The organism is Ruegeria sp. HKCCD7628, from assembly GCF_057221005.1.
In genome coordinates, this window is sequence record NZ_JBWVBA010000007.1 from 205,560 (window position 1) to 226,415 (window position 20,856).

At 53.9% G+C, this 20,856-nt stretch carries 20 protein-coding genes; 14 read left to right on the top strand and 6 right to left on the bottom strand.

Annotation, left to right across the window (positions count from 1 at the left end; genetic code table 11):
- Positions 1-30: 30 nt before the first annotated feature.
- A complete protein-coding gene (locus AC2TAD_RS15615; RefSeq protein ID WP_170353817.1) occupies positions 31-378 on the top strand; it encodes a hypothetical protein in 348 nt (115 codons plus the stop codon).
- A gap of 2 nt (positions 379-380) precedes the next feature.
- On the opposite strand, the gene AC2TAD_RS15620 is transcribed toward AC2TAD_RS15615, so the two are convergent.
- The 4 genes from AC2TAD_RS15620 to AC2TAD_RS15635 form a co-directional block, all read right to left on the bottom strand.
- Positions 381-866, bottom strand: coding sequence for a flavodoxin family protein (locus tag AC2TAD_RS15620; protein WP_480868755.1), 486 nt, complete (start codon positions 864-866; stop codon positions 381-383).
- Between the two features lies 1 nt (position 867).
- On the bottom strand, positions 868-1,338 hold the full coding sequence (gene rlmH, locus AC2TAD_RS15625; protein ID WP_480868757.1) for a 23S rRNA (pseudouridine(1915)-N(3))-methyltransferase RlmH: 471 nt from the start codon (positions 1,336-1,338) through the stop codon (positions 868-870).
- Between the two features lie 44 nt (positions 1,339-1,382).
- Entirely contained in the window at positions 1,383-1,742 is a 360-nt protein-coding gene (gene rsfS, locus AC2TAD_RS15630) for a ribosome silencing factor (RefSeq protein WP_170353820.1), read from the bottom strand.
- Positions 1,743-1,918: 176 nt separating this feature from the next.
- Positions 1,919-3,247, bottom strand: coding sequence for a mechanosensitive ion channel family protein (locus tag AC2TAD_RS15635; RefSeq protein ID WP_170755335.1), 1,329 nt, complete (start codon positions 3,245-3,247; stop codon positions 1,919-1,921).
- A 90-nt stretch (positions 3,248-3,337) separates the two neighbouring features.
- On the opposite strand from AC2TAD_RS15635, the gene AC2TAD_RS15640 reads away from it, so the two are divergent.
- The 6 genes from AC2TAD_RS15640 (at position 3,338) to AC2TAD_RS15665 (ending at position 8,329) form a co-directional block, all read left to right on the top strand.
- The gene (locus tag AC2TAD_RS15640; RefSeq protein ID WP_170675431.1) at positions 3,338-3,445 is read left to right on the top strand and encodes an isopropylmalate isomerase; all 108 of its coding nucleotides are present in this window, start codon (positions 3,338-3,340) and stop codon (positions 3,443-3,445) included.
- 43 nt (positions 3,446-3,488) lie between these two features.
- Positions 3,489-4,892: a 3-isopropylmalate dehydratase large subunit gene (gene leuC / locus AC2TAD_RS15645; RefSeq protein ID WP_480868760.1), complete on the top strand. Its 1,404-nt coding sequence runs from the start codon at positions 3,489-3,491 to the stop codon at positions 4,890-4,892.
- A 37-nt stretch (positions 4,893-4,929) separates the two neighbouring features.
- On the top strand, positions 4,930-5,499 hold the full coding sequence (locus tag AC2TAD_RS15650) for an HdeD family acid-resistance protein (protein ID WP_480868761.1): 570 nt from the start codon (positions 4,930-4,932) through the stop codon (positions 5,497-5,499).
- 42 nt (positions 5,500-5,541) lie between these two features.
- Positions 5,542-6,147, top strand: a complete 606-nt coding sequence (gene leuD, locus AC2TAD_RS15655) for a 3-isopropylmalate dehydratase small subunit (protein ID WP_353390852.1) — start codon at positions 5,542-5,544, stop codon at positions 6,145-6,147.
- Between the two features lie 326 nt (positions 6,148-6,473).
- Complete coding sequence (locus tag AC2TAD_RS15660) at positions 6,474-7,304, top strand: hypothetical protein (RefSeq protein ID WP_170755332.1); 831 nt, start codon at positions 6,474-6,476, stop codon at positions 7,302-7,304.
- Entirely contained in the window at positions 7,301-8,329 is a 1,029-nt protein-coding gene (locus AC2TAD_RS15665) for an endonuclease/exonuclease/phosphatase family protein (protein WP_480868764.1), read from the top strand. Before AC2TAD_RS15660 ends, AC2TAD_RS15665 begins: the two co-directional genes overlap by 4 nt.
- A 91-nt stretch (positions 8,330-8,420) precedes the next feature.
- Here the strand turns inward: AC2TAD_RS15665 and AC2TAD_RS15670 are convergent, their stop codons facing one another.
- A complete protein-coding gene (locus tag AC2TAD_RS15670) occupies positions 8,421-8,948 on the bottom strand; it encodes a redoxin domain-containing protein (protein WP_480868766.1) in 528 nt (175 codons plus the stop codon).
- A 91-nt stretch (positions 8,949-9,039) separates the two neighbouring features.
- On the opposite strand from AC2TAD_RS15670, the gene leuB reads away from it, so the two are divergent.
- Both leuB and AC2TAD_RS15680 read left to right on the top strand, forming a co-directional pair.
- Positions 9,040-10,143, top strand: coding sequence for a 3-isopropylmalate dehydrogenase (leuB, locus tag AC2TAD_RS15675; protein ID WP_480868767.1), 1,104 nt, complete (start codon positions 9,040-9,042; stop codon positions 10,141-10,143).
- A gap of 650 nt (positions 10,144-10,793) precedes the next feature.
- Positions 10,794-12,086 carry a hypothetical protein gene (locus tag AC2TAD_RS15680; RefSeq protein ID WP_171106010.1) on the top strand — a complete coding sequence of 431 codons (1,293 nt, stop codon included), beginning with the start codon at positions 10,794-10,796 and terminating at the stop codon, positions 12,084-12,086.
- 389 nt (positions 12,087-12,475) lie between these two features.
- On the opposite strand, the gene AC2TAD_RS15685 is transcribed toward AC2TAD_RS15680, so the two are convergent.
- Entirely contained in the window at positions 12,476-13,468 is a 993-nt protein-coding gene (locus AC2TAD_RS15685) for an AraC family transcriptional regulator (protein WP_480868769.1), read from the bottom strand.
- Positions 13,469-13,719: 251 nt separating this feature from the next.
- Here AC2TAD_RS15685 and AC2TAD_RS15690 point away from each other — a divergent pair, with 251 nt between their 5' ends.
- The 5 genes from AC2TAD_RS15690 to AC2TAD_RS15710 all read left to right on the top strand — a co-directional run bounded on the left by AC2TAD_RS15690 (position 13,720) and on the right by AC2TAD_RS15710 (position 20,551).
- Positions 13,720-15,249 (top strand): amidohydrolase family protein, encoded by a 1,530-nt coding sequence (locus AC2TAD_RS15690; protein WP_171106006.1) that lies wholly within the window; start codon positions 13,720-13,722, stop codon positions 15,247-15,249.
- 117 nt (positions 15,250-15,366) lie between these two features.
- Positions 15,367-16,701 (top strand): metal-dependent hydrolase family protein, encoded by a 1,335-nt coding sequence (locus AC2TAD_RS15695; RefSeq protein ID WP_171106004.1) that lies wholly within the window; start codon positions 15,367-15,369, stop codon positions 16,699-16,701.
- A 31-nt stretch (positions 16,702-16,732) separates the two neighbouring features.
- Positions 16,733-17,488, top strand: a complete 756-nt coding sequence (locus tag AC2TAD_RS15700; protein WP_171106002.1) for a DUF481 domain-containing protein — start codon at positions 16,733-16,735, stop codon at positions 17,486-17,488.
- Positions 17,489-17,596: 108 nt separating this feature from the next.
- Complete coding sequence (locus tag AC2TAD_RS15705; protein WP_171124765.1) at positions 17,597-19,129, top strand: HoxN/HupN/NixA family nickel/cobalt transporter; 1,533 nt, start codon at positions 17,597-17,599, stop codon at positions 19,127-19,129.
- Positions 19,130-19,339: 210 nt separating this feature from the next.
- Positions 19,340-20,551: a BamA/TamA family outer membrane protein gene (locus AC2TAD_RS15710; protein WP_171105997.1), complete on the top strand. Its 1,212-nt coding sequence runs from the start codon at positions 19,340-19,342 to the stop codon at positions 20,549-20,551.
- Positions 20,552-20,856 lie beyond the last annotated feature (305 nt).

A 20,856-nucleotide genomic window follows, 5' to 3' on the forward strand; every position in this document is an offset into this window, starting at 1 on the left:
ACTCTGCATCAATGAGGTTAAGTTCACATCATGCGATATCTTGTTTTAACCGCCCTTCTGGCCACCCCCGCCCTTGCCGATGATCCCGTGATCGAGGCCGTCACTGCCAAACAGAGCGGCGCGACATGGCGATTCGATGTCACCGTCCTCCATCCCGAAACGGGTTGGGATGACTACGCAGATGGCTGGCGCGTGCTGGATATGGAGGGGAAAGAGCTAGGGATGCGCGTACTGCATCACCCGCATGAGAATGAACAACCCTTCACCCGATCGCTCAGTGGTGTGGCGATTCCCGAAGGAGTGGCGCAGGTTCAGGTGCAAGCCCGCACCAACACGGACGGCTGGGCCAAAGAGACCTTTGTGGTCGATTTGCACTGAGATCAGAAGACCCCCATCGCCAACCCAGCGGCCATAGCCAAGCCCAATTCGCGGCAGTTGTCCAACTGGGCGTCGGGGATGGTTTTCTCGGCCAATATCGCCTCGGGCGTTTGCGCATGGGTGCAGATGATCAAAGGCGGCTGCACCTCTTTCAACCGCCAGCCCGTTGCGATTCGGGCGGTTTGGCGTGCGGCGTTTTCGCCATCGGACCCGGCGCAAACCATTTGCGCATAGGGTCGGCCCTCAATGCGGCCCAGAACCGGGTAGTAGCTGCGATCGAAGAACTCTTTCATTAGACCCGAAATAGCGGCCAGATTCTCAGGCGCGCAGAAGACATAGCCGTCAGCTTTCAGTAAGTCTTCGGGTCCGGCCTGATCCGCGGTTTTCAGAACCACATCCGTCTCATCCCGCGCGGCCTGCGCTGCGGCTTCGGCCATCTGCCGGGCCCCGCCGGTACGCGAATGGTAGACGATCAAAAGCTGCGCCATATCAGACTCGATGATAAGGGCCGCCCGAGAGAATGGTCGTAGCCCGATAGAGTTGCTCGGCCAGCATCACACGGACCAGCATATGGGGCCAGACCATCGACCCGAATGAGATGGAAAAAACCGCTTCATCCCGCAGATTAGGGTCTATTCCATCCGCCCCGCCGATGATCAGCGCCAAATCCTGCCGCCCGGCATCACGCCAGCCGCCCAGCTTTTTGGCAAAATCCGGCGAGGACATCACTCGCCCGCGTTCGTCCAGCGTACAGATCACCGCGCCCTTGGGCAGCGCCTTGCGTAGCAGCGCGGCCTCGGCCCCCATGCCTGCGTTTTTTTTGTCTTCAACCTCAATCACCCGCGCGGGACCAAGGCCCAGCGCGCGGCCGGTCCGGTCAAATCGGGTCAGGTAATCGTCAAGCAGGGTCTTTTCGGGTCCGGCGCGCAATCGACCGACCACAACTATGCTGATCCGCATATCTCTCTCGCCTCCGACCCTTCAACAGGGGCCGGGATGGCGCCTCAGTTGGCCGAGGCGCTGCCGCCCGCAGGCAGCCACATCTTTTCCAGCTGGTAGAATTCACGCACTTCGGGGCGGAAGATATGGACGATCACGTCGCCCGTATCGATAAGCACCCAGTCGCCGGCATCCTTGCCTTCGACCTTCGAGGTGAAACCGAATTCCTGCTTGATGCGATCCGTCAGCTTTTCCGCCATGGCCGCCACCTGACGGGTCGACCGACCCGAGGCAATCACCATGTGATCCGCAACAGAAGACTTACCTTGCAGGTTGATCTGCACGACGTCTTCGGCCTTGTCATCGGAAAGTGAGGAAAGGATACGCTCAAGCAGCTTGTCGCTGATTGACTGAGAGTGGGCCATCACGCTGGCCCCGTCATCGGCGGGCAAACCCGCCTGGGTATGTAGAGACAGGACATAGTCCTCCTTTGCTGCACGCCATCAAATCCCGGCGCCGGGGTACTAATAAGGTAACAAGGGGAATGCAACATTTCAATGAAGCGCCGCGCAACGTGGGGTCACTCCAATGCGATCTGTTGCTACTCTGCGTCGGACAAAAGTCGCACTTCACGCTGCGGGAAAGGCAGCGATATCCCCTCGGCTTTAAACGCATCCCAAAGCGCCAAATAGACATTGCCGCGGATGTTTGTCAGCCCTTTGGTCGGGTCGCTGATCCAAAAGCGCAAGACATAGTCGACGCTGCTGTCCCCGAAACCGGTAATATGGCAGACCGGTTCATGTAGACCGCCGCTCAGAACACGACCTACCGCTTTTACTGATTTGATGGCCGTTGCACGTACCTGGTGCGGGTCGTCGTCGTAGCTGGTGCCGAACTCAAGATCCAGCCGCACGAACTTGTCGGAATGCGACCAGTTCACGACCTGACTGGTAATCAGATCTTCGTTCGGGATCAGGTATTCCCGCCCATCCCGTGTCACGACCGAGACATAACGCGCGCCCAGCGCGTTGATCCACCCAAACGTATCGCCAAGCGATATCACATCGCCCGGCTTGATCGAGCGATCCATCAGGATGATAATCCCCGAGATTAGGTTCGATACCACCTTTTGCAGCCCAAACCCTATGCCCACACCGATGGCACCGGACAACAGCGCAATCCCGGTCAGGTCAAAGCCCAACGTGCGAATGGCTGCCAAGAAAACCGCACCATACAGAACCACCTGAATGCCCTTGGCCAATAGCACCTGCATGGAAGGCGTAATGTCATCGTTGTTTTTCAAACCACGTTCGGCTGCGCGCGTACCCACACGCGCCAACGTCAGCAGAACACCGATCAAAAGCGTCGCCTTGATGATCCCCAGCACCGAGATATGCAGATCTCCGATAGAAATCGCGACTCCGTCCAAAAACTCGGCCACGTCATCAGTCAGATTCAGGGCAACAAGCGTTGCATAGACCCACATGGCCCATTTGAAGATCCGCCGCAGCGTCCGGTTGCGCACCAGTCGCGCCACCAGCGCTATGGCCAACCACGCCGTCGCCAATGTCGCGATGACGCCAATGATATAGCTGCGGGACGGCCATGTGATCTGCTGCATGACCAGATACAGTGCCCAGGACAGCACTACGAAATAGACCAGCGTCAAGCGCTGCATCAGCTGTACTAAAACGCGCAACCGCCATTTGGGCCACCCAGTGCGCGCCCGCGCCCAAGAATCCCACCGGCCTTGCGTGAAAAGCTTAAGGCCAAATGCCAAAGCCCATAGCAATAGAATGATCACCAGCTGGTGCTGACGCCAGCCCGGCGTGACCACCAGTTCAAGAAGGTTTTCGAATTGCACGGAAAAGCCCGCGACCATGTTGTCATAAAGGTCCGACAGCGAGCTGGGGATCAGGTCTTGATTCATACCCCCAGCTTGGACAGCACAGCCCCATGATGCAAGCCTGACGCAGTTTTGAACCTTGATTGACGGCAAGCCGCGATATATCTGGACGCCATGAGACTCACTGTAGCCCAAATTCAGAACCTGGAAGACCGCGCGCGTCTGCGTGAACGGTTCTTTGGCGCTGCCCGCACGGTTCTGGCGCGGCTATCCGCGGCCTGAGCCATTTCGCCAGCCATTTCTCATTACATACGGGAGAGGACCGATGTCCCCCAAAACACTCTATGACAAGATCTGGGATGCCCATGTCGCGCACGAAGCCGATGATGGCACCTGCCTGCTGTATATTGACCGCCACCTGGTTCACGAAGTGACCAGCCCGCAGGCCTTTGAAGGGCTGCGTATGGCGGGCCGCAAAGTGCGCGCGCCGGAAAAAACCATCGCCGTGCCGGATCACAACGTTCCGACGACACCGGACCGTGTGAACGGGATCGAGAACCCGGAATCGCGCATTCAGGTCGAAGCGCTGGACAAGAACGCCAAGGATTTCGGCATTCACTACTATCCTGTGCATGACGTCCGTCAGGGCATCGTCCACATTGTCGGCCCCGAACAGGGCTGGACCCTGCCCGGCATGACCGTTGTCTGCGGCGACAGCCACACCGCCACCCACGGCGCGTTTGGCGCGCTGGCCCACGGCATCGGCACATCCGAGGTTGAGCACGTTCTGGCCACCCAGACCCTGATCCAGAAAAAATCCAAGAACATGAAGGTGGAAATCACCGGCAAATTGCAGCCGGGCGTGACCGCCAAGGATATCACTCTGGCCGTGATCGGTGAGACCGGTACCGCTGGCGGCACCGGCTATGTCATCGAATATTGCGGTGAAGCGATCCGCGATCTGTCGATGGAAGGCCGCATGACAGTCTGTAACATGGCGATCGAAGGCGGCGCCCGCGCGGGCCTGATCGCCCCTGACGAGACCACGTTCGAATATGTCAAAGGCCGCCCCCACGCCCCGAAAGGCGCACAATGGGAAGCCGCGATGGACTGGTGGAAAACGCTCTATACCGACGAAGGCGCGCATTTCGACAAGGTCATCACCCTGCGCGGTGAAGACATCGCGCCCGTCGTCACATGGGGCACCAGCCCCGAAGACGTGCTGCCAATCACCGCAACCGTGCCGAACCCCGAAGATTTCGAAGGTGGCAAGGTCGACGCGGCCCGCCGCTCGATCGAGTATATGGGTCTGGAAGCCGGTCAGAAGCTGAGCGATGTGCAAATCGACACCGTCTTTATCGGGTCTTGCACCAATGGCCGGATCGAAGATTTGCGCGCCGCTGCTGAAATCCTGAAGGGCAAAAAGATCAAGGACGGAATGCGCGCCATGGTCGTGCCTGGCTCGGGCCTTGTGCGCCTGCAGGCCGAGGAAGAAGGGCTGGCAGATATCTTCAAAGAGGCCGGTTTCGAATGGCGTTTGGCGGGATGCTCCATGTGTCTGGCGATGAACCCTGACCAGTTGCAACCGGGCGAGCGCTGTGCTGCGACCTCGAACCGCAACTTCGAAGGCCGTCAGGGCCGCGGAGGCCGCACCCACCTGCTAAGCCCGGCCATGGCTGCCGCTGCGGCACTCACAGGACGGCTGACAGACGTCCGTGAATTGATGTAAGGTGCCCTCATATCTGAATATTTGAGGGATTGAACTGATGAGTGACTGGATCAAATGGCTGCTGTTGGGACTTCTGTCCATCGCGTTTGGCATCTTTGTGCTGGGCGCGCCCGCGGTGGCGTCTATTGCAGTAACGGTGGTAACCGGTGTGTTACTGCTGATTTCGGGTGTGTTGCAGATTGTCGGCGGCTTTACGGTCGAGGGCACCGGTAACAAGATCCTGTCGCTCATCATGGGTGTGGTGATGGTGTTCCTTGGATGGTCCTTCTGGATGCATCCGCTTGAGGGCACGCTGACATTGGCAACCGTCTGCCTGATCCTATTTCTGGCTGGCGGTATCGCCCGGGTTATCCTGTCGTTCCAGATGCGTGGCACACAGTATTTCTGGGCAACGCTGATCTCGGGCGTGATGTCGATTGTTCTGGCCGTCCTGATCTGGCGCTTTGCTGCCACCGACCCTGCGGTACTGTTCCGGTTGCTGGGCATTCTGCTGGGGATCGAGATGCTGTTCAACGGGCTTGGTCTGGTCTTCATGGCGTTCTTCGTCAAGAACAACCCCGATGCCGCCCTATCACCTGACGAAACCACAGAAGCGAAACAAGCTTAAAAGCAGGGCACGGGCGCGGCCCTCCCCTGCAGGAGTGTAGAGATGGAAAAGTTCGAAAAAGTCCACGGGGTGGCCGCCCCAATGCCGCTGATCAATATCGACACCGATATGATCATCCCCAAAGTGCACCTGAAAACGATCAAACGGTCTGGCCTTGGCGTCGTGCTGTTTGACGAGATGCGCTATCACGACCACGGCGGCGAGAACGAAGATTTCGTTCTGAACAAACCCGCCTATCGCAACACCGAGATTCTGGTGGCCGGCGACAATTTCGGCTGCGGCTCGTCGCGCGAACACGCGCCCTGGGCGATCAAGGATTTCGGCATCAAGGTCGTGATCTCGACCAGCTTTGCCGACATCTTCTTCAACAACTGCTTCAAGAACGGTATCCTGCCCATCGTGGTCGAGGACGAGCACCATGCGATCCTGATGGATGACGCGCACAAAGGTGAAAACGCCCGCATGACCGTGCATCTGGAAGAGCAGAAGATCACCACTTCGGACGGCGTCGAGATCACGTTTGACATCGACCCGCACCGCAAACATTGCTTGCTGAACGGTCTGGACGACATTGGCCTGACCATGGAGAAAGATCACCACATCGACAAGTTCGAGGATCACGCAAGCCAGGCCCGCCCCTGGGTCTGATTCTTTCGATTCTGCAAACACTCAACTTATTGGGGTCGCGTCAGCGGCCCCTTTCGCATTCTTGGGGTCGAGATTAACGCAACCACAACATGTAGCGGGCATCTTAAATACCGCGTCGGATTTGCGACACGAATGATGCAAACCCGCACCAGTTTTGCCATCTTTTTGCCCAAAATGGCGTGTTTTCTGCACCTTGGCTTGAGCGAAGTGCCTCAGGGGGCCAGTGTTGGCGCTAAAGAGGCATCCGTCAGAATAATCAACGGCGGGCACAAGTTGGAAAGAAGTCGGCAAAGAATCGGCCTATCCAGTTTGAAAGGGTTCGGATAGTGATTGCGCGCACAACAGGGGCGGCAATTCGGGGGATATTGGTTGCACTTATGGTGCTGACCCCCGCGTTGTATCTGCCCGTATCGTCAACGAATGGGACCGAGATCGTCGTGTTTCTCGCCATTCTCGCGTTTTTCCTGACGTTTGCTGAATATAACTCCGCCTTTCCCAGCTTTATCGAATTCCGAGATGCGCCGCCTGTAAACCGCCTGAGGTTCGTCGGACTTGTATCGATGATCATGTTCCTGACACTGATCTGCAAGAATGCCTACGCGCCGACCGCTTTGACCGAGGTATTCTACACGATAGGCGTTGGTGTCGCGAATGTCGTCGATTTCCCGTATTCGCCCGTTCGGCTGATAGTTCTTATGCTGCCCGTTGACGCAAGCATTCCACTGACCGAACTGGTTCGCATTTCAGCCAGCGTTGCGTATGTGGCTGCGCTGGCCACGATCGGCAGCTTTGCATATGCGGTTAAACTGCGCGGGTGGCCCACAGGCAATGGCGCGTTCAATGTCTGGACCAACCTACCCCTGTTCGACCCCACCAAAGGCGGAGACGTCGTCACCCGCCTGCAGCGAGACGGTCGTCTGAATATCTCGATCGGAGTATTGCTGCCCTTCCTGATACCGGCGCTGATCAAACTGCTGACCGACTATGCGAATCCGATCTCGCTCACTAACCCGCAGACGCTGATCTGGACCATGAGCGCCTGGGCCTTCCTGCCGGCCAGCATGATCATGCGCGGTATGGCCACCCTGCGCATTGCGAACCTGATCGTCGAAAAGCGCCGTGCGTATTCAACAACCGAGTCCACACAGACCGCATGATCCGCGTCTTGCTTTTGCTGCTGCTGCCCTTTGCGGCGCAGGCAGAAACCATTCGTGTAGCCTCATTCAACACCGAGCTCAGCCGTGACGGCCCCGGCCTGCTGCTGCGCGATATTCGGCGCGGCGATCCGCAGGTACAGGCCGTGGTCGCGGTTCTGACACGGACCCGCCCCGATATCGTTGCGCTACAGGGTGTCGACTGGGACCTGAATGGCGAAGTGCTTGCTGCTCTGAAGTCCAAGCTGCGCTTGGCTGGGCTGGACTATTTGCACCACTTTTCCGCGCAACCAAACGCAGGTTTGGAAACCGATCTGGATCTGGATGGCGACGGTCGCACACATGGTCCCGGAGACGCTCAGGGTTGGGGTCGTTTTACTGGTCAGGCGGGCATAGTAGTTCTGTCCCGCTATCCCATTGTGCGTGAAGGCGTTCAGGATTTCACGCCATTGCTGTGGCGCAATGCACCCGATGCGCAGCTACCGGTCAAGGATGGTGCCCCCTTCCCATCCGACGCGGCGCACCGCGTTCAGCGCTTGTCTTCGGTCGGGCATTGGGTTGTTCCGGTCGAAACGCCCTTCGGGCCATTGGACCTGCTAACCTTCCACGCAGCGCCGCCGGTGTTCGACGGGCCTGAAGACCGCAATGGCCTGCGCAACAAAGATGAAATCCTGTTGTGGCGTGCCCTTTTAGACGATCGGATCGGCACACCACCCCATGCGGCTTTCGTCATTGCCGGAGACGCAAACCTGGACCCGTCACGGGGCGAAGGGCGCAAAGAGGCCATTCGCATGCTGTTAGAAGACCAACGTCTGCAAGACCCTGAGCCTGCGGATCCGACCGGCAACACGGCCACGGTCAGTTGGAAAGCAGTTGGGGAAATGCGGGTCGACTACGTTCTGCCCTCGACGCATTTGCGTGTGGTGGACGCGGGCATTCATTGGCCCGACAAAGACACAGGCTTGCGAAAAGAGGCGCAAGCAGCCAGTCGCCACCGTTTGGTATGGGTCGACTTGGCCCAGCCATAGAGGCTCTAAAAGCGATATCAGCAGGAATACAAACCCTGCACAGGACGTCAGCCCGGACCAGCAGATATCCGGGCTGCGTCACAGAATTCAATCAGAGCGGGCCGGTATAGGTGCCACGCGGCGGGTAATCATTGCCTAATGTGAATTTCAGGCCGCCGACGATATCAGAAATGGCCGGGCGGCCGAACGGCGTTGTCTGCTGCCACGCATAGTACAACGTCCTGTCTGTCCCGATATAGAAATGGCCGGGTTCGGCGAACATCGCGGGCTCGGTACTGCCCTCGCGCGCGGTTGAGATTTGCAGCCCCCAATACTCACGCGCGGCGGCCAAAGGCAGGCTGTGCCCCACACGCAGACGCGACACCCCGGCTTTTTCGGCAGTTTCCGCAGCACGTTCAGCAGTATCCGTGGTCACCATGATCACCTCAACACTCAGAGCGGCGAAATCGTCCAGCGCGGCCTCAACCTCGGTCATCTGCTTGATGCAGATAGGGCAATGCAGCCCGCGATATTGAATCACCAGCGTGCCGTTTTCACCCTTATCGGCATCCAGATCGAAACTTCCGTGGCTGACGGTATCGATTTTCAGGCCTGGAACAGGATTTCCCGGTGTTAACATGTGTTTTCCTCGTGATTTGGCTGGATCGTCTCATTGACCCGCTCGGGTCCAGACGCTAGGCCCTGTGCGACGAAACGCAAGGAGATCCTTCATGTCCAACCCTTCGCTCCTCATCCTGCCCGGAGACGGAATTGGCCCGGAAGTTATGGCCGAAGTGTGCAGAATCATCGGATGGTTCGGCGACAAGCGCGGCCTTCACTTTGACGTGAGCGAGGATCTGGTCGGCGGTGCCGCCTATGACGCGCATGGCAAGCCCCTTTCGGATGAAACCATGGCCAAGGCACAAGAGGTGGACGCGGTTCTGCTGGGTGCCGTGGGCGGCCCGAAATACGACGATCTTGATTTCAGCGTAAAGCCTGAACGCGGCCTGTTGCGCCTGCGCAAGGAAATGGACCTGTTTTCCAACCTGCGCCCGGCCCAGTGCTTTGACGCACTGGCGGATTTCTCGTCGCTGAAGAAAGACATCGTGGCCGGACTGGACATCATGATCGTGCGCGAGCTGACATCGGGCGTCTATTTCGGCGAACCGCGCGGCATCTTCAACGAAGGCAATGAACGCGTGGGCATCAACACCCAGCGTTACACCGAGTCCGAAATCGAACGCGCCGCGCGCTCGGCCTTTGAACTGGCGATGCGCCGGAACAAAAAGCTGTGCTCGATGGAAAAAGCCAACGTGATGGAATCGGGCATCCTGTGGCGCGAGGTCGTAGACCGTGTGGCCGCCGATTACCCCGAGGTCGAGCTGACCCACATGTATGCTGACAACGGCGCGATGCAGTTGGTGCGCGCGCCCAAGCAGTTTGACGTGATCGTCACCGATAACCTGTTCGGCGATATCCTGTCGGATTGTGCGGCGATGCTGACCGGCTCGTTGGGTATGCTGCCATCCGCTTCGTTGGGTGCGCCCATGGCCAACGGTCGCCCCAAGGCGATGTACGAACCCGTCCACGGCTCGGCCCCCGATATCGCGGGTCAGGGCAAGGCCAACCCGATTGCCTGTATCCTCAGCTTTGCTATGGCGCTGCGCTATAGCTTTGATCAGGGGAATGAGGCGGATCGCCTGGAAGCGGCAATTGAAAAAGTGCTGGCCGATGGCGTCCGCACCGCCGACCTGCTGGCCGAAGAGGGCGTACAGCCTGTGTCGACCACCGAGATGGGTGACGCGATTCTGGCGGCGCTGGACGAAAGCGTCTAATCCCCTCGACCCAAGTCAAATAAAGGCGGTGCCCGGTGCGCAAGCCCTTGCAGCTAAATGTTGACGATATCCCACCCAGCGGTTAGCCTGCTGGGTGTTTTCGTTTAATATTAAGGGGATGCCGCTTGCCTGACCTGTCAGATCTCTCGCAAAAAGTTGCGAGGCTAGAGCGGTATCGCTTGCCTCGACTTGTTGGCGGTTATTCAATCAACTTTTGTCGTAACCCAGTTTGCGAATTGTTCGGTGTTCTACCCGACCGCAAGGATGGCCGAGGTCGACGTTCCCAACCAGGTTCGAACATCGGACGAGGCCGCGTAATCGGCTCTGGGGATGAACGAACCTTTGTTTGTCCCGCTTGCAACCGATCCAGCATCGTAAAATCCAACAAGGCCGTGTTCGAAGAGTATGCGAGACTATCTCGACTGCATAGGAGAACAAAACGTGAAAGTTGTCCAACTGCTGCATGTATCAATCATGGGGCGACGATTTCACTAATGCCTAGCCGCTACAGAAAGTTTGGCAAGACCGCAAAAGGCGACCCGAGGTTTCAATGTAAAGCTTGCAAGAAAACCTTTTCCTTGGGTAAGTCGAGCAGACGTCATTTCCGCAGCGATCTGAACGGGAAAGTTCTCAGGAGTATTGTTAATGGAATGACGATCTCTGCGATTTGCCGGACACTTGATGTCCAGCCGGCAGAAGTTTACCGCAAGATCGACTTTATTCATAAGCAGTGCCAGGCCTTTGCTGCCGAACGAGAAAGGCTTTTACCAAGTGCCATTGCGGGCCAATCACCCTACTTCGCCACTGATACGCAAATTCTTCAGGTAAATTGGCCGGACAGGGGAGTTCGAAAGGCTGTTGACGTTCGCCATATCTGTACCGTCGCGCGTGACAGTAATTACGTGGTCGCCTCTACAACAGATGTAGATCCCGACGTTCAGCCAGCGGCAATTGAGAAGGTCATGGAAATTGTAGGTGACTTAGAAAAGCCCCGCTCAATGAGAAAAAATGCGAGGGTCTGGTTTGCGACTGAATACTTAAAAAATCTGCGTGATAAGCATGATGCTTTGAACAAGTCCCGAGGCGGGATGGAGAAGGGAACCTTCACAGCATCCGAGGAAGATGTGAAGCTTCTGGAGAAAGCAGCAAGGGTGAGACAGGACGCAGCTGAATTCGCCCATATCATGCTGGTCAAGAAAAAGCTGGGGAGCAAGTATGCAAAGTTGAATTTTTCAACTGACCGTGATGCTGGCCTTTCTGCTGCATATGCAGCTGTATTTGCAAAGGAAGTAAAGGCCAAGCGTGTCAGAATTGCGGATATCGCAATTACGAAATATCTGGTGACGGACCAGCGAAAGGCGTTGGTCGCAGAAGGAAACAAGGAATACAGCAGACTTCAGAGAGCTCTTGATCGCTCAAACGTCCTTCTGGGTACAGGCGATCCGGTGTCACCCAGGAAGCAAGATGGTGTCATGGAAGTTTTAGTGCGCTCCTTATTGCAGCAACGCCCGCCAGAGGACTATCTGCACGAATTGATGAATTATTTCGGCGAGCGAGAAAGCAGGGATGAGGGGCTGTTATATCCGTTCCATTTCATCAATGAACCTGAGAAGCGAATAATCTTCAAAACGAACCCAAACGACTTGAATTATACTCAAATCGCCCAGTTCGCTGTGAGGTCCGGAACTCATCCCGTTGATATGTATCATGCGCGGGCCAGAACGAAGATCATGGGATTTGAACGTGGTTTGGTGTCTTCAGGGCGCAGTCGGCTTTGGTATTATAAGCAATATTACAACCCCGTCATGGTCTCTAAAATGGTCGATATCCTGAGGTTTGCCCACAACTATACCAACCTCATGAACAAAACAAAGGATACACCAGCGATGAAGATTGGGATCGCCAAGGGATTTGTTTATGAGCGAGACCTATTTGCGTTTTAGTACGTCAAGCTGCCCAGTTTTATAAGTAGCGAAATGCCATAGACTTCGATTGGGTTACCGCGACTGGTATCTACAAACTGACTGCGCTAGTGGCTTTCAACCGTGTGCAGAACTCTTAAATGGCACCAGAGCTTACTTTCGCTGTACCATGTTCATTCGGCCTATTCACTCCCCTTGCAATTGTTCGAGGCCTGGTCGGAACAAGATTGAAGTAAGTCACATGAATTTCGAGAGTGTCGAAAAGCTTGGTTCAACTACTGCGAAAGCAGAACTAAATTTTTGACCAGTTTTCTAAAATGTAGATGCTTGAACAAGTGCCCATTCTGCTGAGAACTCTGTTGTGTTCTCCTATTTCGATGTCGCGCTGATACTGACGATTGTTCAAACGGTTATCTTGCCCTGAGAAGAGTTTGAGAAGGGCTTTCACCAAACAATTCACGATAAGTCTTTGCGAAACGTCCAAAGCTTACAAATCCGTATTTCAGTGCGGCCTGCTTGACAGATTGAGGTGGGTCAGAAGGATCTGACAGCCACTCTTTAGCGCCAGTCAGTCGCAACTTATAAATGAACTGCATAGGTGTAATTCCATAAACTCCTTCAAACGCTTGATATAAGGTGGTTCTTCCTACTCCGGCGCCTTCACACAGAGTAGCCAAATTAACATCTTCATATCTGGTCTTTCGCGCGAATTGGAGAGCTCGACCCACAGTCTTAAAATCGCGGCTTGGAAGCAAATTCTTGTAGGCCTTCTTAGGCACGCATTCGAGAAGAAATTCGCCTAGAAAGGAAAACATATCTTTTTCATGTGTTGGTGGCATGAACAAACCGCCAGTGAAGTCTCTATGGAATTTAGTGACGGAAAACATGCGTGTTATGCGGGATTTAAGTTGGTGTAGTTGAATGTCGTGGAGTTGCAGTAGCACGTGGTTCGGGTCGATCTCGATGAAATTGGATCCAGCAATGCGGTGAATCGCTTCGATCAACCGCGTTCTGCGTATTGCAAGCATAATGGATGTACGGTTGCTAGCGCTGGTAGTGAACTCAACTCTGCCATCAAGCAGGAACACATCTCCTGGTGCTGCTTCCCAACCATCCAGTTTGTAGGTTCCTTGCCAAGTGATTGGCAGGACAAGCCCGACCCAGTCTTTTGCAGAGAGCATTCTCCAAACTGTATTGGCATCACATTTGACCTTTGAGAGGACAGCGTCGGCGCCAAATACCATCTCTGCACGCAACCCAAGCGGCCCACCACCCAGTTGAACCAACTCGGCCTCTCTGACCGGGAAGTCATTCATGTAGGTGTGAAAAGTCGTTTTAGGTGACCACATTGCAATCAAAAATCTTTCAGACTCTCGGCGGTTATTCTGAAGAGTGTAATTCACGAACTTTAGTTGTCCCAACATTAATGCAAACTCGAAGTCGCAAAAATTTTAAGCAACGGAAGAATCGAACACTGAATCCTCTTTGATGAGAGCATCTTTCGTGGAAGCATCGCTAATTAAGCGGGTTAAAACCATTTAAATGCAGGAACTTAAGCAACTTTCTCCGAGGGCTTACGAGAGCTCGGTTCTCACGACCATTGGAGCAAATAGGTAAAGAAAAGGCGGAGGAGTTCCCCTGATGGGAGGCAAGAATGAACAAGAAACCAATAATTTCAGCAATTGGGCTTTCTCTTCTGTTAGCGCCATTTGCTTACGCCCAATCCTTTGACATCGTAATCAAAAATGGCCGCGTAATGGACCCCGAAACGGGTTTCGACGCTACGGCCAATGTTGGAATCAACAACGGCTTTGTTACTGAAATAAGCACTGACAACTTGGAAGGCATTAGAGAGATTGATGCGTCCGGACATGTGGTTGCGCCTGGGTTCATAGATTATCATTCACACGGTCAGGACCTATTTGCCCAACGCCTATATGCTCGTGATGGCGTAACAACTCCCATGGATTTGGAAATCGGTCAGTATCCGATAAACAGCTACTACGACTATTGGGACGGAAAATCGATTGTAAACTACGGCGCCAACGTATCCCACGCTTTCGCCAGATTGGCTGTTCTGGATGGATTGGACCCCGGGGGAAGGGTTTTTTACGAAGGTTCGGCCACGCGCGCGATGGATGATGGTCAGCAGTGGAAAACGAAGCTGTATGATCCCCTGGACGAGGCCGCAATTTTGGAGGCGGTCGAAGAAGGATTGCAGCAGGGTGGTATCGGGATTGCATACCCGATTGGGTACTACACCGTTGTTGGAAGTCCGGAGGTCATGGCCGTTACTTCTCTAGCGGCAAAGTACGATCTCCCGATAACAACACACGTTCGGTATCTCTCTCAAATTCCACCCAGCGGCTTCATGGGTATTACCGAAATGCTGACAATTGCCAGGGAAAACAACGTTCCGCTGCTGGTTCACCACGTCCCAAGCAATTGCCTTGGCTTGACAGAGAAGTGTTTGGATTTAATCGACAACGCACGTGCGCAAGGGCAGAAGGTCATCGGTGAATTCTATCCGTATAATTACGCAGGAACCTACGTGGATGCAGACTACAACAAGCCCGGATACAAGGAGCGATTGGGCGTTGAAGCGTCAGACTACATTGTAACAGAAACTGGAGAGCCGCTGACCGACGAAGAGTTTGATCGACTGCGGACGGAAGCGCCTGAAACACAGTTGCTAATGTACACAATGAAAGACGAATACATCATGGAGGCGATGACCAGGCCTGGTGTAATCGTTGGTTCAGACGCGATGCCCTACATAGTCGACGGCGGGCTGAATGGTGATTTCGAGACGCCGTACGGTGCCGGCGCCGGGCACGCGCGGGGTGCTGGTACTCATGCAAAAATACTCCGCATGGCGCGGGAAACTGGCGCCATCTCGCTGATGGACGCGCTTTCTAAGATGACCTACGAGCCAGCGGCTTTTCTGGAAGACCACGTCCCGCAGATGAAACTTCGCGGGCGCATTCAGGAGGGCTCAGTCGCGGATATTACAATTTTCGATCCGGAAAACGTGACCGATAATTCCGGGCCGGAAAACGGAAAAAACTCTCTCCCATCGTCAGGTATTCCCTATGTGATAGTCAATGGCACCATCGTTGTGGACGACTCAGTGGTTCAGAATGTCTCGGCCGGCGTACCGATTAGAGGCAAGGTGAGCCAGTAGCCATAGCCGGTATACCCGACTCAAAACAACAAATGTCACACCTCATCAAGCTCCATGGCGCCGCTTAACCGAAAAATCTTTGACCGGTAGAGAGCCCTTCAAATCAAGGAGAACATCATGACTTGCAACAGATTATTCGGAGCAATTTTTTACACGGCCTCGATCTTTGGAGCCACAGCGAACGCGCAAGATAGCTCTGTACTCATTACCAATGTTGATGTTTTTGACGGCGTAAATGAAACGCTCATAGAAGATGTGAACGTCCTCATCGACGGCAATATCATCTCAAAGATTTCGCAAGAAGAACTTTCGGCAAACGACGGCCTGGTTGTTGAGGGAAATGGGCACACTCTGATGCCCGGCATCATTGAGGGACACTCTCACTTAGCTTTGTCTGGGATTACGTTCGCTGACGTGCTTTTCGAGTTGCCAGGTTACCAATCCATCCGTTCGGTCGATACGGCTCGAAACATGCTGATGAATGGTGTGACCACAGCACGCGATATGGCCGGTGAGGTTTTTAGCCTCAAGCGTGCAATTGACGAGGGTTCTATTGTCGGACCTCGTATTTACCCGTCAGGTTCAATGATATCTCAAACAAGCGGCCATGCGGATTTCAGAGTTAGGAACGAGCGTAACCCATTGCTGGGTGGAGAACCGCCAATCACTGACTTAACGGGAAACAGTACACTGGTAGATGGGGTCCCAAAGGTGCTCGCCGCGACACGCGAACAACTGCGGCTTGGAGCATCACAGGTCAAACTTGCTATTGGCGGTTCAGTTAGCGGACCCAACGACCCATTAGACACTACGCAGTTTACGTTTGAAGAAATCCAAGCAGCTACAGCAGCCGCTGAAAACTGGGGAACTTACGTTACCGTACACGGCTACACTCCTCGAGCCGTTAATCAAGCAATTGATGCCGGAATTAAGGTGGTCGAGCATGGTCAACTTCTCGACAAGCCAACGTTGGAGAGGATGGCGAAAGATGGGATCTGGTTGAGTATTCAACCGTTTACGCTATGCAGCGAGCCTGGACTGAATGATGCACAGAACGCAAAACAAGCTATTGTGTGCCAAGGTACGGGATCAGTCTATGAGTGGATCAAGGGGCTTCCTGAACTAAAGGTCGTCCACGGAACCGACATCTTTATCAGCCCTGGGCCAGGAATTGGTGTCAGTGAGCAGGTCGAACAGATGGAACGGCTGCTGGACTGGTTTACGCCCTACGAAATACTGAAAATGTCGACCGGTAACTTTACAGAGTTGCTCCAGCTTTCCGGGCCAAGAAACCCATACCCAGGTGTGATCGGGCGCGTTGAAGAAGGCGCGTTGGCAGACTTGTTGCTAGTCGACGGCAATCCTCTCGAAGACCTAAGCGCAGTGACGGATCGCGAAAACATCAAAATCATCATGAAAGACGGGGTGATCTACAAAAACACTCTCGAGTGAAGGTGTTGTACGCAATCGGAAGGGATGAAAAGTGAATTTTCTCGAACCCAAAAGTCTATCACAACTTACACTATCTACCCTCGCCGCAGCGACACTTACAGCATCCACGGCAGCAGCTGAGGAAGATTGGCAATGGGGTGCCCAACTCTACTTCTGGGGAGCGTCCGTTGGAGGAGAAACCACAACTGGTGGCAATGTTGATATCAGCATAGACAAGATTATCGAGGACCTGAATTTTGGTGTCATGGGCACTCTCGTCGCGCGAAACGACCGATTGTCTTTGATAGCTGACGTCATCTATCTTGATGTAGACGAGTCTGATAGCACTTCCGTCAACTTGGGTGGAGCAAGTGTTCCAGTTACTGCGGATATTGGTCTCAAAGGCTTCATAACCACGCTAGGAGCCGGCTACCGCGTGCTTGAGACTAGTGGTGGGTCTCTTGATATCACCGGTGGCGCAAGGGCCTTGTATTTAGATGGCGACGTGAGTGTTAGTGGACTTGGCGCTCCAATCGCCGAGTCGGAATCTGGCACAAACTGGGATGCGGTGATTGGCTTCAGAGGTGAGACAAATATCAATGAGGATTGGTATTTCAGCTACTATGCAGACATCGGCACCGGCGACAGTGATCTAACGTGGCAAGCAGCGGCAGCCATTAACTACAGGTTAAATTCCGTCGACTTAACCGTCGGCTACCGATACTTGGACTGGGACTTAGGCGAATTTGGACCTTTCAGTGAAGTTACCCTTTCCGGCGCATTTTTGGGAGTGAAAGTACCTTTCTAACGTTGCGGTACGTAAAAGTTGAGCCCCGCGAAACTCGAATGGTTCGACTTAAAAATCTGAACGGAAGGGATTAGCCGGATGCCAAGATTCTCGATGCGCGGAGCCGCAATGGCTTTTCTTACATTCGCTTTCTTCTTTGCGGCGGTGCCGTTGCTGGCCGCAGAAGATAGCCTTGTTTCGTGGGATGCCCTTGTGCCCTCGGTAGAGCCTTATGACGACCCTTTTCTGGAAATGAAGTACGAGCATAAGTCCGACCTGCGGAAAATTCTGCTTGACCAAATTGCCAAAGAACAAGGCCAAAATAACCCCGAAGCTAGCAAAGCAGCCGAGCAGGCCCGCAACAGGTTAGATGCAGCTGGGCTCAATGCCGACCAGCTCTTGGAACAGCGTCTAGTTGTCATGGAGCGGCGCGAAGAAGAATCAACGGGTGTGACCACCAGACTCCTAGGTGCTGAGCTGACTTTGGACGGCTATGCGCTGCCACTGTCTGTCACGGCGGGAAAAGTTTATGAATTCCTTCTGGTGCCTTGGATAGGCGCTTGTATCCACACTCCGCCTCCACTGCCAAACCAGATCGTCCATGTGTCGGTCCCAAAAGGTTTGATTCTAGAAAACCGTTTTCAAAGTATTCGTTTGTCCGGCGTTCTGCGGCACGAGCCTAGGGTTCATAAACTGTTCCTCGTCGACGGATCTACTGACATCCCTGTGTCATACAGTATGGCAAACGTCACAATATCCGGAACGCCGCAGAATATTGTTGCATCATCAATGTCGGATCTGCCTGTTCTGGACCGCGCGCAGGTGTGGGTAAACAGCCTTTTCACCACGGCCATGACATCTATCCGGAATGGAGAAACAACCGGGGCATTGTTTACAGCCTTATTTCTTGCCTTCGGATACGGCGCTTTACACACCTTGGGCCCGGGGCACGGGAAAGCGGTCGTTATTTCCTATTTTGTCGGCTCTGGCGGTAGCTTGCGGCGCGGACTCGTGATGGGCTTCCGTATAGCAATAATTCACGTTGTTTCGGCCGTGGTAGTTGTATTCTTGTTGGATTTCGCCGTACGTCAAACCACTGGCGCAGCACCTTCAGACTATCGAGCCATTCGCCTAGTCAGTTACGGGCTGATTGTTGTGATTGGTATGTTCATGCTCTGGAAAGCGCTTTCAGCAACGCGGTTTGCGTTGAAAGCTGGGGATCTCGGAGCCCCGGCACATGATCACGATCACCACGATCACCATGTTCACGGATGCGCCGCCTGCGCCGCGAGCACCGCTCCAGCGGGCAGCGTTTGGATCGCGGCTGCTGTCGGTATTGTGCCGTGCACCGGCGCTTTAGTTGTCATGCTTTTTGGGCTTGCAAACGACTTAATCGTACCAGCAATTCTGATGGTTTGCGCAATATCACTCGGCATGGCTATGGCAATGTCAGCCATTGGCATTGCTGCCCTTTGGGGCCGCAGCTGGGCCTATGGCCGCTTTGACATGACGGATAAGCGGCGACAAACCTTCGAACTGAGTACGCGCTTGGTAGGTGCCATTTGTGTTCTTGCAATCGGCGTGACCCTATTCTGGATCAACTACAAGCATTCACCCGCTGCGACTTTGCCTCAAGCAGAGTTGGCTTCAAGCTTTTATTAGCGAGAGTTTTGTAAATTGACGACAGCAGGTTTACTCGCCCCGCTTCTATTAATCTTGATCTGGCGAGCGGTACGTCGAGCTAGAAGAATTCAACATGTTCTGACAGCTCACCTGTGGATTTTCGCAATTTGGAGAAAAAGCGTTCCACACATATTTGCTCTCGGTATCAAAAGGAATCGAATTAGCAGATTTTTTTCAGTCACAGACACCATGAAACGATTTGGTTCTGTCAAACTTGAGAGTTCGCAGACCAAGGACCTGTCGAAAGCAACATGTAACCTTGAGCTAAGCAGTCGGCTAAAATCCTTTTTCGTGGCTTCATTATTTTTGGTTTTACCTTCAACCCTGTGGGCCTTGGATCCCGCTAACCGAGCCGTGAGGATTACTGATGATGTAGCAACTGACTCCGACGTGGGCGTTCGAAGTGGAGATTTTATAGCTGCACCTATTCCGTTTTCGAACGAAACGATAGGAAGTGGCGCAACACTTGGCGCTGGATACCTATTTGCCCTCCCAGGATCAAAGACTTCCGGTATTGGTGCCGGATACTTCGGAACGAATGAGGGATCCTCTGGATATGGAATCGGAGGAACGGTTAACTTCAATCAAGGGAGATGGACTGTAGGTGCAATTTATGTAGATGCCGATTTGAATTACGATCTACCGATATCCGGCAGCTTTGAACTACCTTTAACGCAGTCAGTTGATGGTTATGCCATTCGTATGGAGTATGGTTTCACAGACACGACCAAAATCGGGTTTGGATATGCTTTTGCGGATTCTCAGTTGTCACTCAACTCCGATTTCATCCGCCAACTCCCAGATTTTCTCCAACCCGATTTGCATATCCTATTGAAAAGGCTGACATTCGATGTTGTGCACGACACAAGGGACGATACATTTTATCCAAGTTCAGGACTGTTGGTGACCGGCAACTTCTCTTATGGCGATGTTACAGACAAAATTCTCAATGATAGACTGACAATAAGTGACAGAAACTACGGCAAAGGTGTCTTGTCTTTGGCGTCCTACATTCCGGTGGGACGGAAAGGCGTTATCGCTTGGCGGGCGGTAATGTGCGGTGCAGCTAAAGAAGCTCCATTCTTTGATGGGTGTGGTGTCGGGTTTGTCGACGGGTTGAGGGGGTTTTCTGCATTTGATGCTCTCGCTGACTGGTCGACATCCGCACAGATCGAATACCGTGGCCGCCTCTCTCAACGTTTCGGATATGTCTTGTTCGCAGGAGCAGGTGTTGGTGGATCAGGTTTGGATTCCATGTCATTTGACCGAGGTGGTGCCGGGTATGGTACAGGCTTGCGTTATCGGTTGTCGAAGCAGAACAGGCTCGACTACTCTATCGACTACGCCTTCAATGACGATGGTGATGGCTTACTCTATCTATATATCGGCCAGCGTTTCTGAGACGAAAATGAAATCTGGGGCAAATGAGAAATTGATTCAAGCAAACGGCTTTAACTGTCTTGGCTCTGACTCCAAAAATTGGTCCCCGCCCGTGCCATCGCTAAAATCAAGGTAAGCGTAGAAGATTCCGATGTCTAATCCATCCGATGTTTTGACGGCAGAGTCACCACAACTCGTCCTCGCCTTTGCGGCCGTCGTTTTTCTTCTTGTTTGGCGGCTTGCGTTGCTAAGCCCACACATTCGAAATTTCGCGCGCGTTCATCTTTGGCCAGCAGCCATACTCGACATGTTCCTCCTGCCAGCTG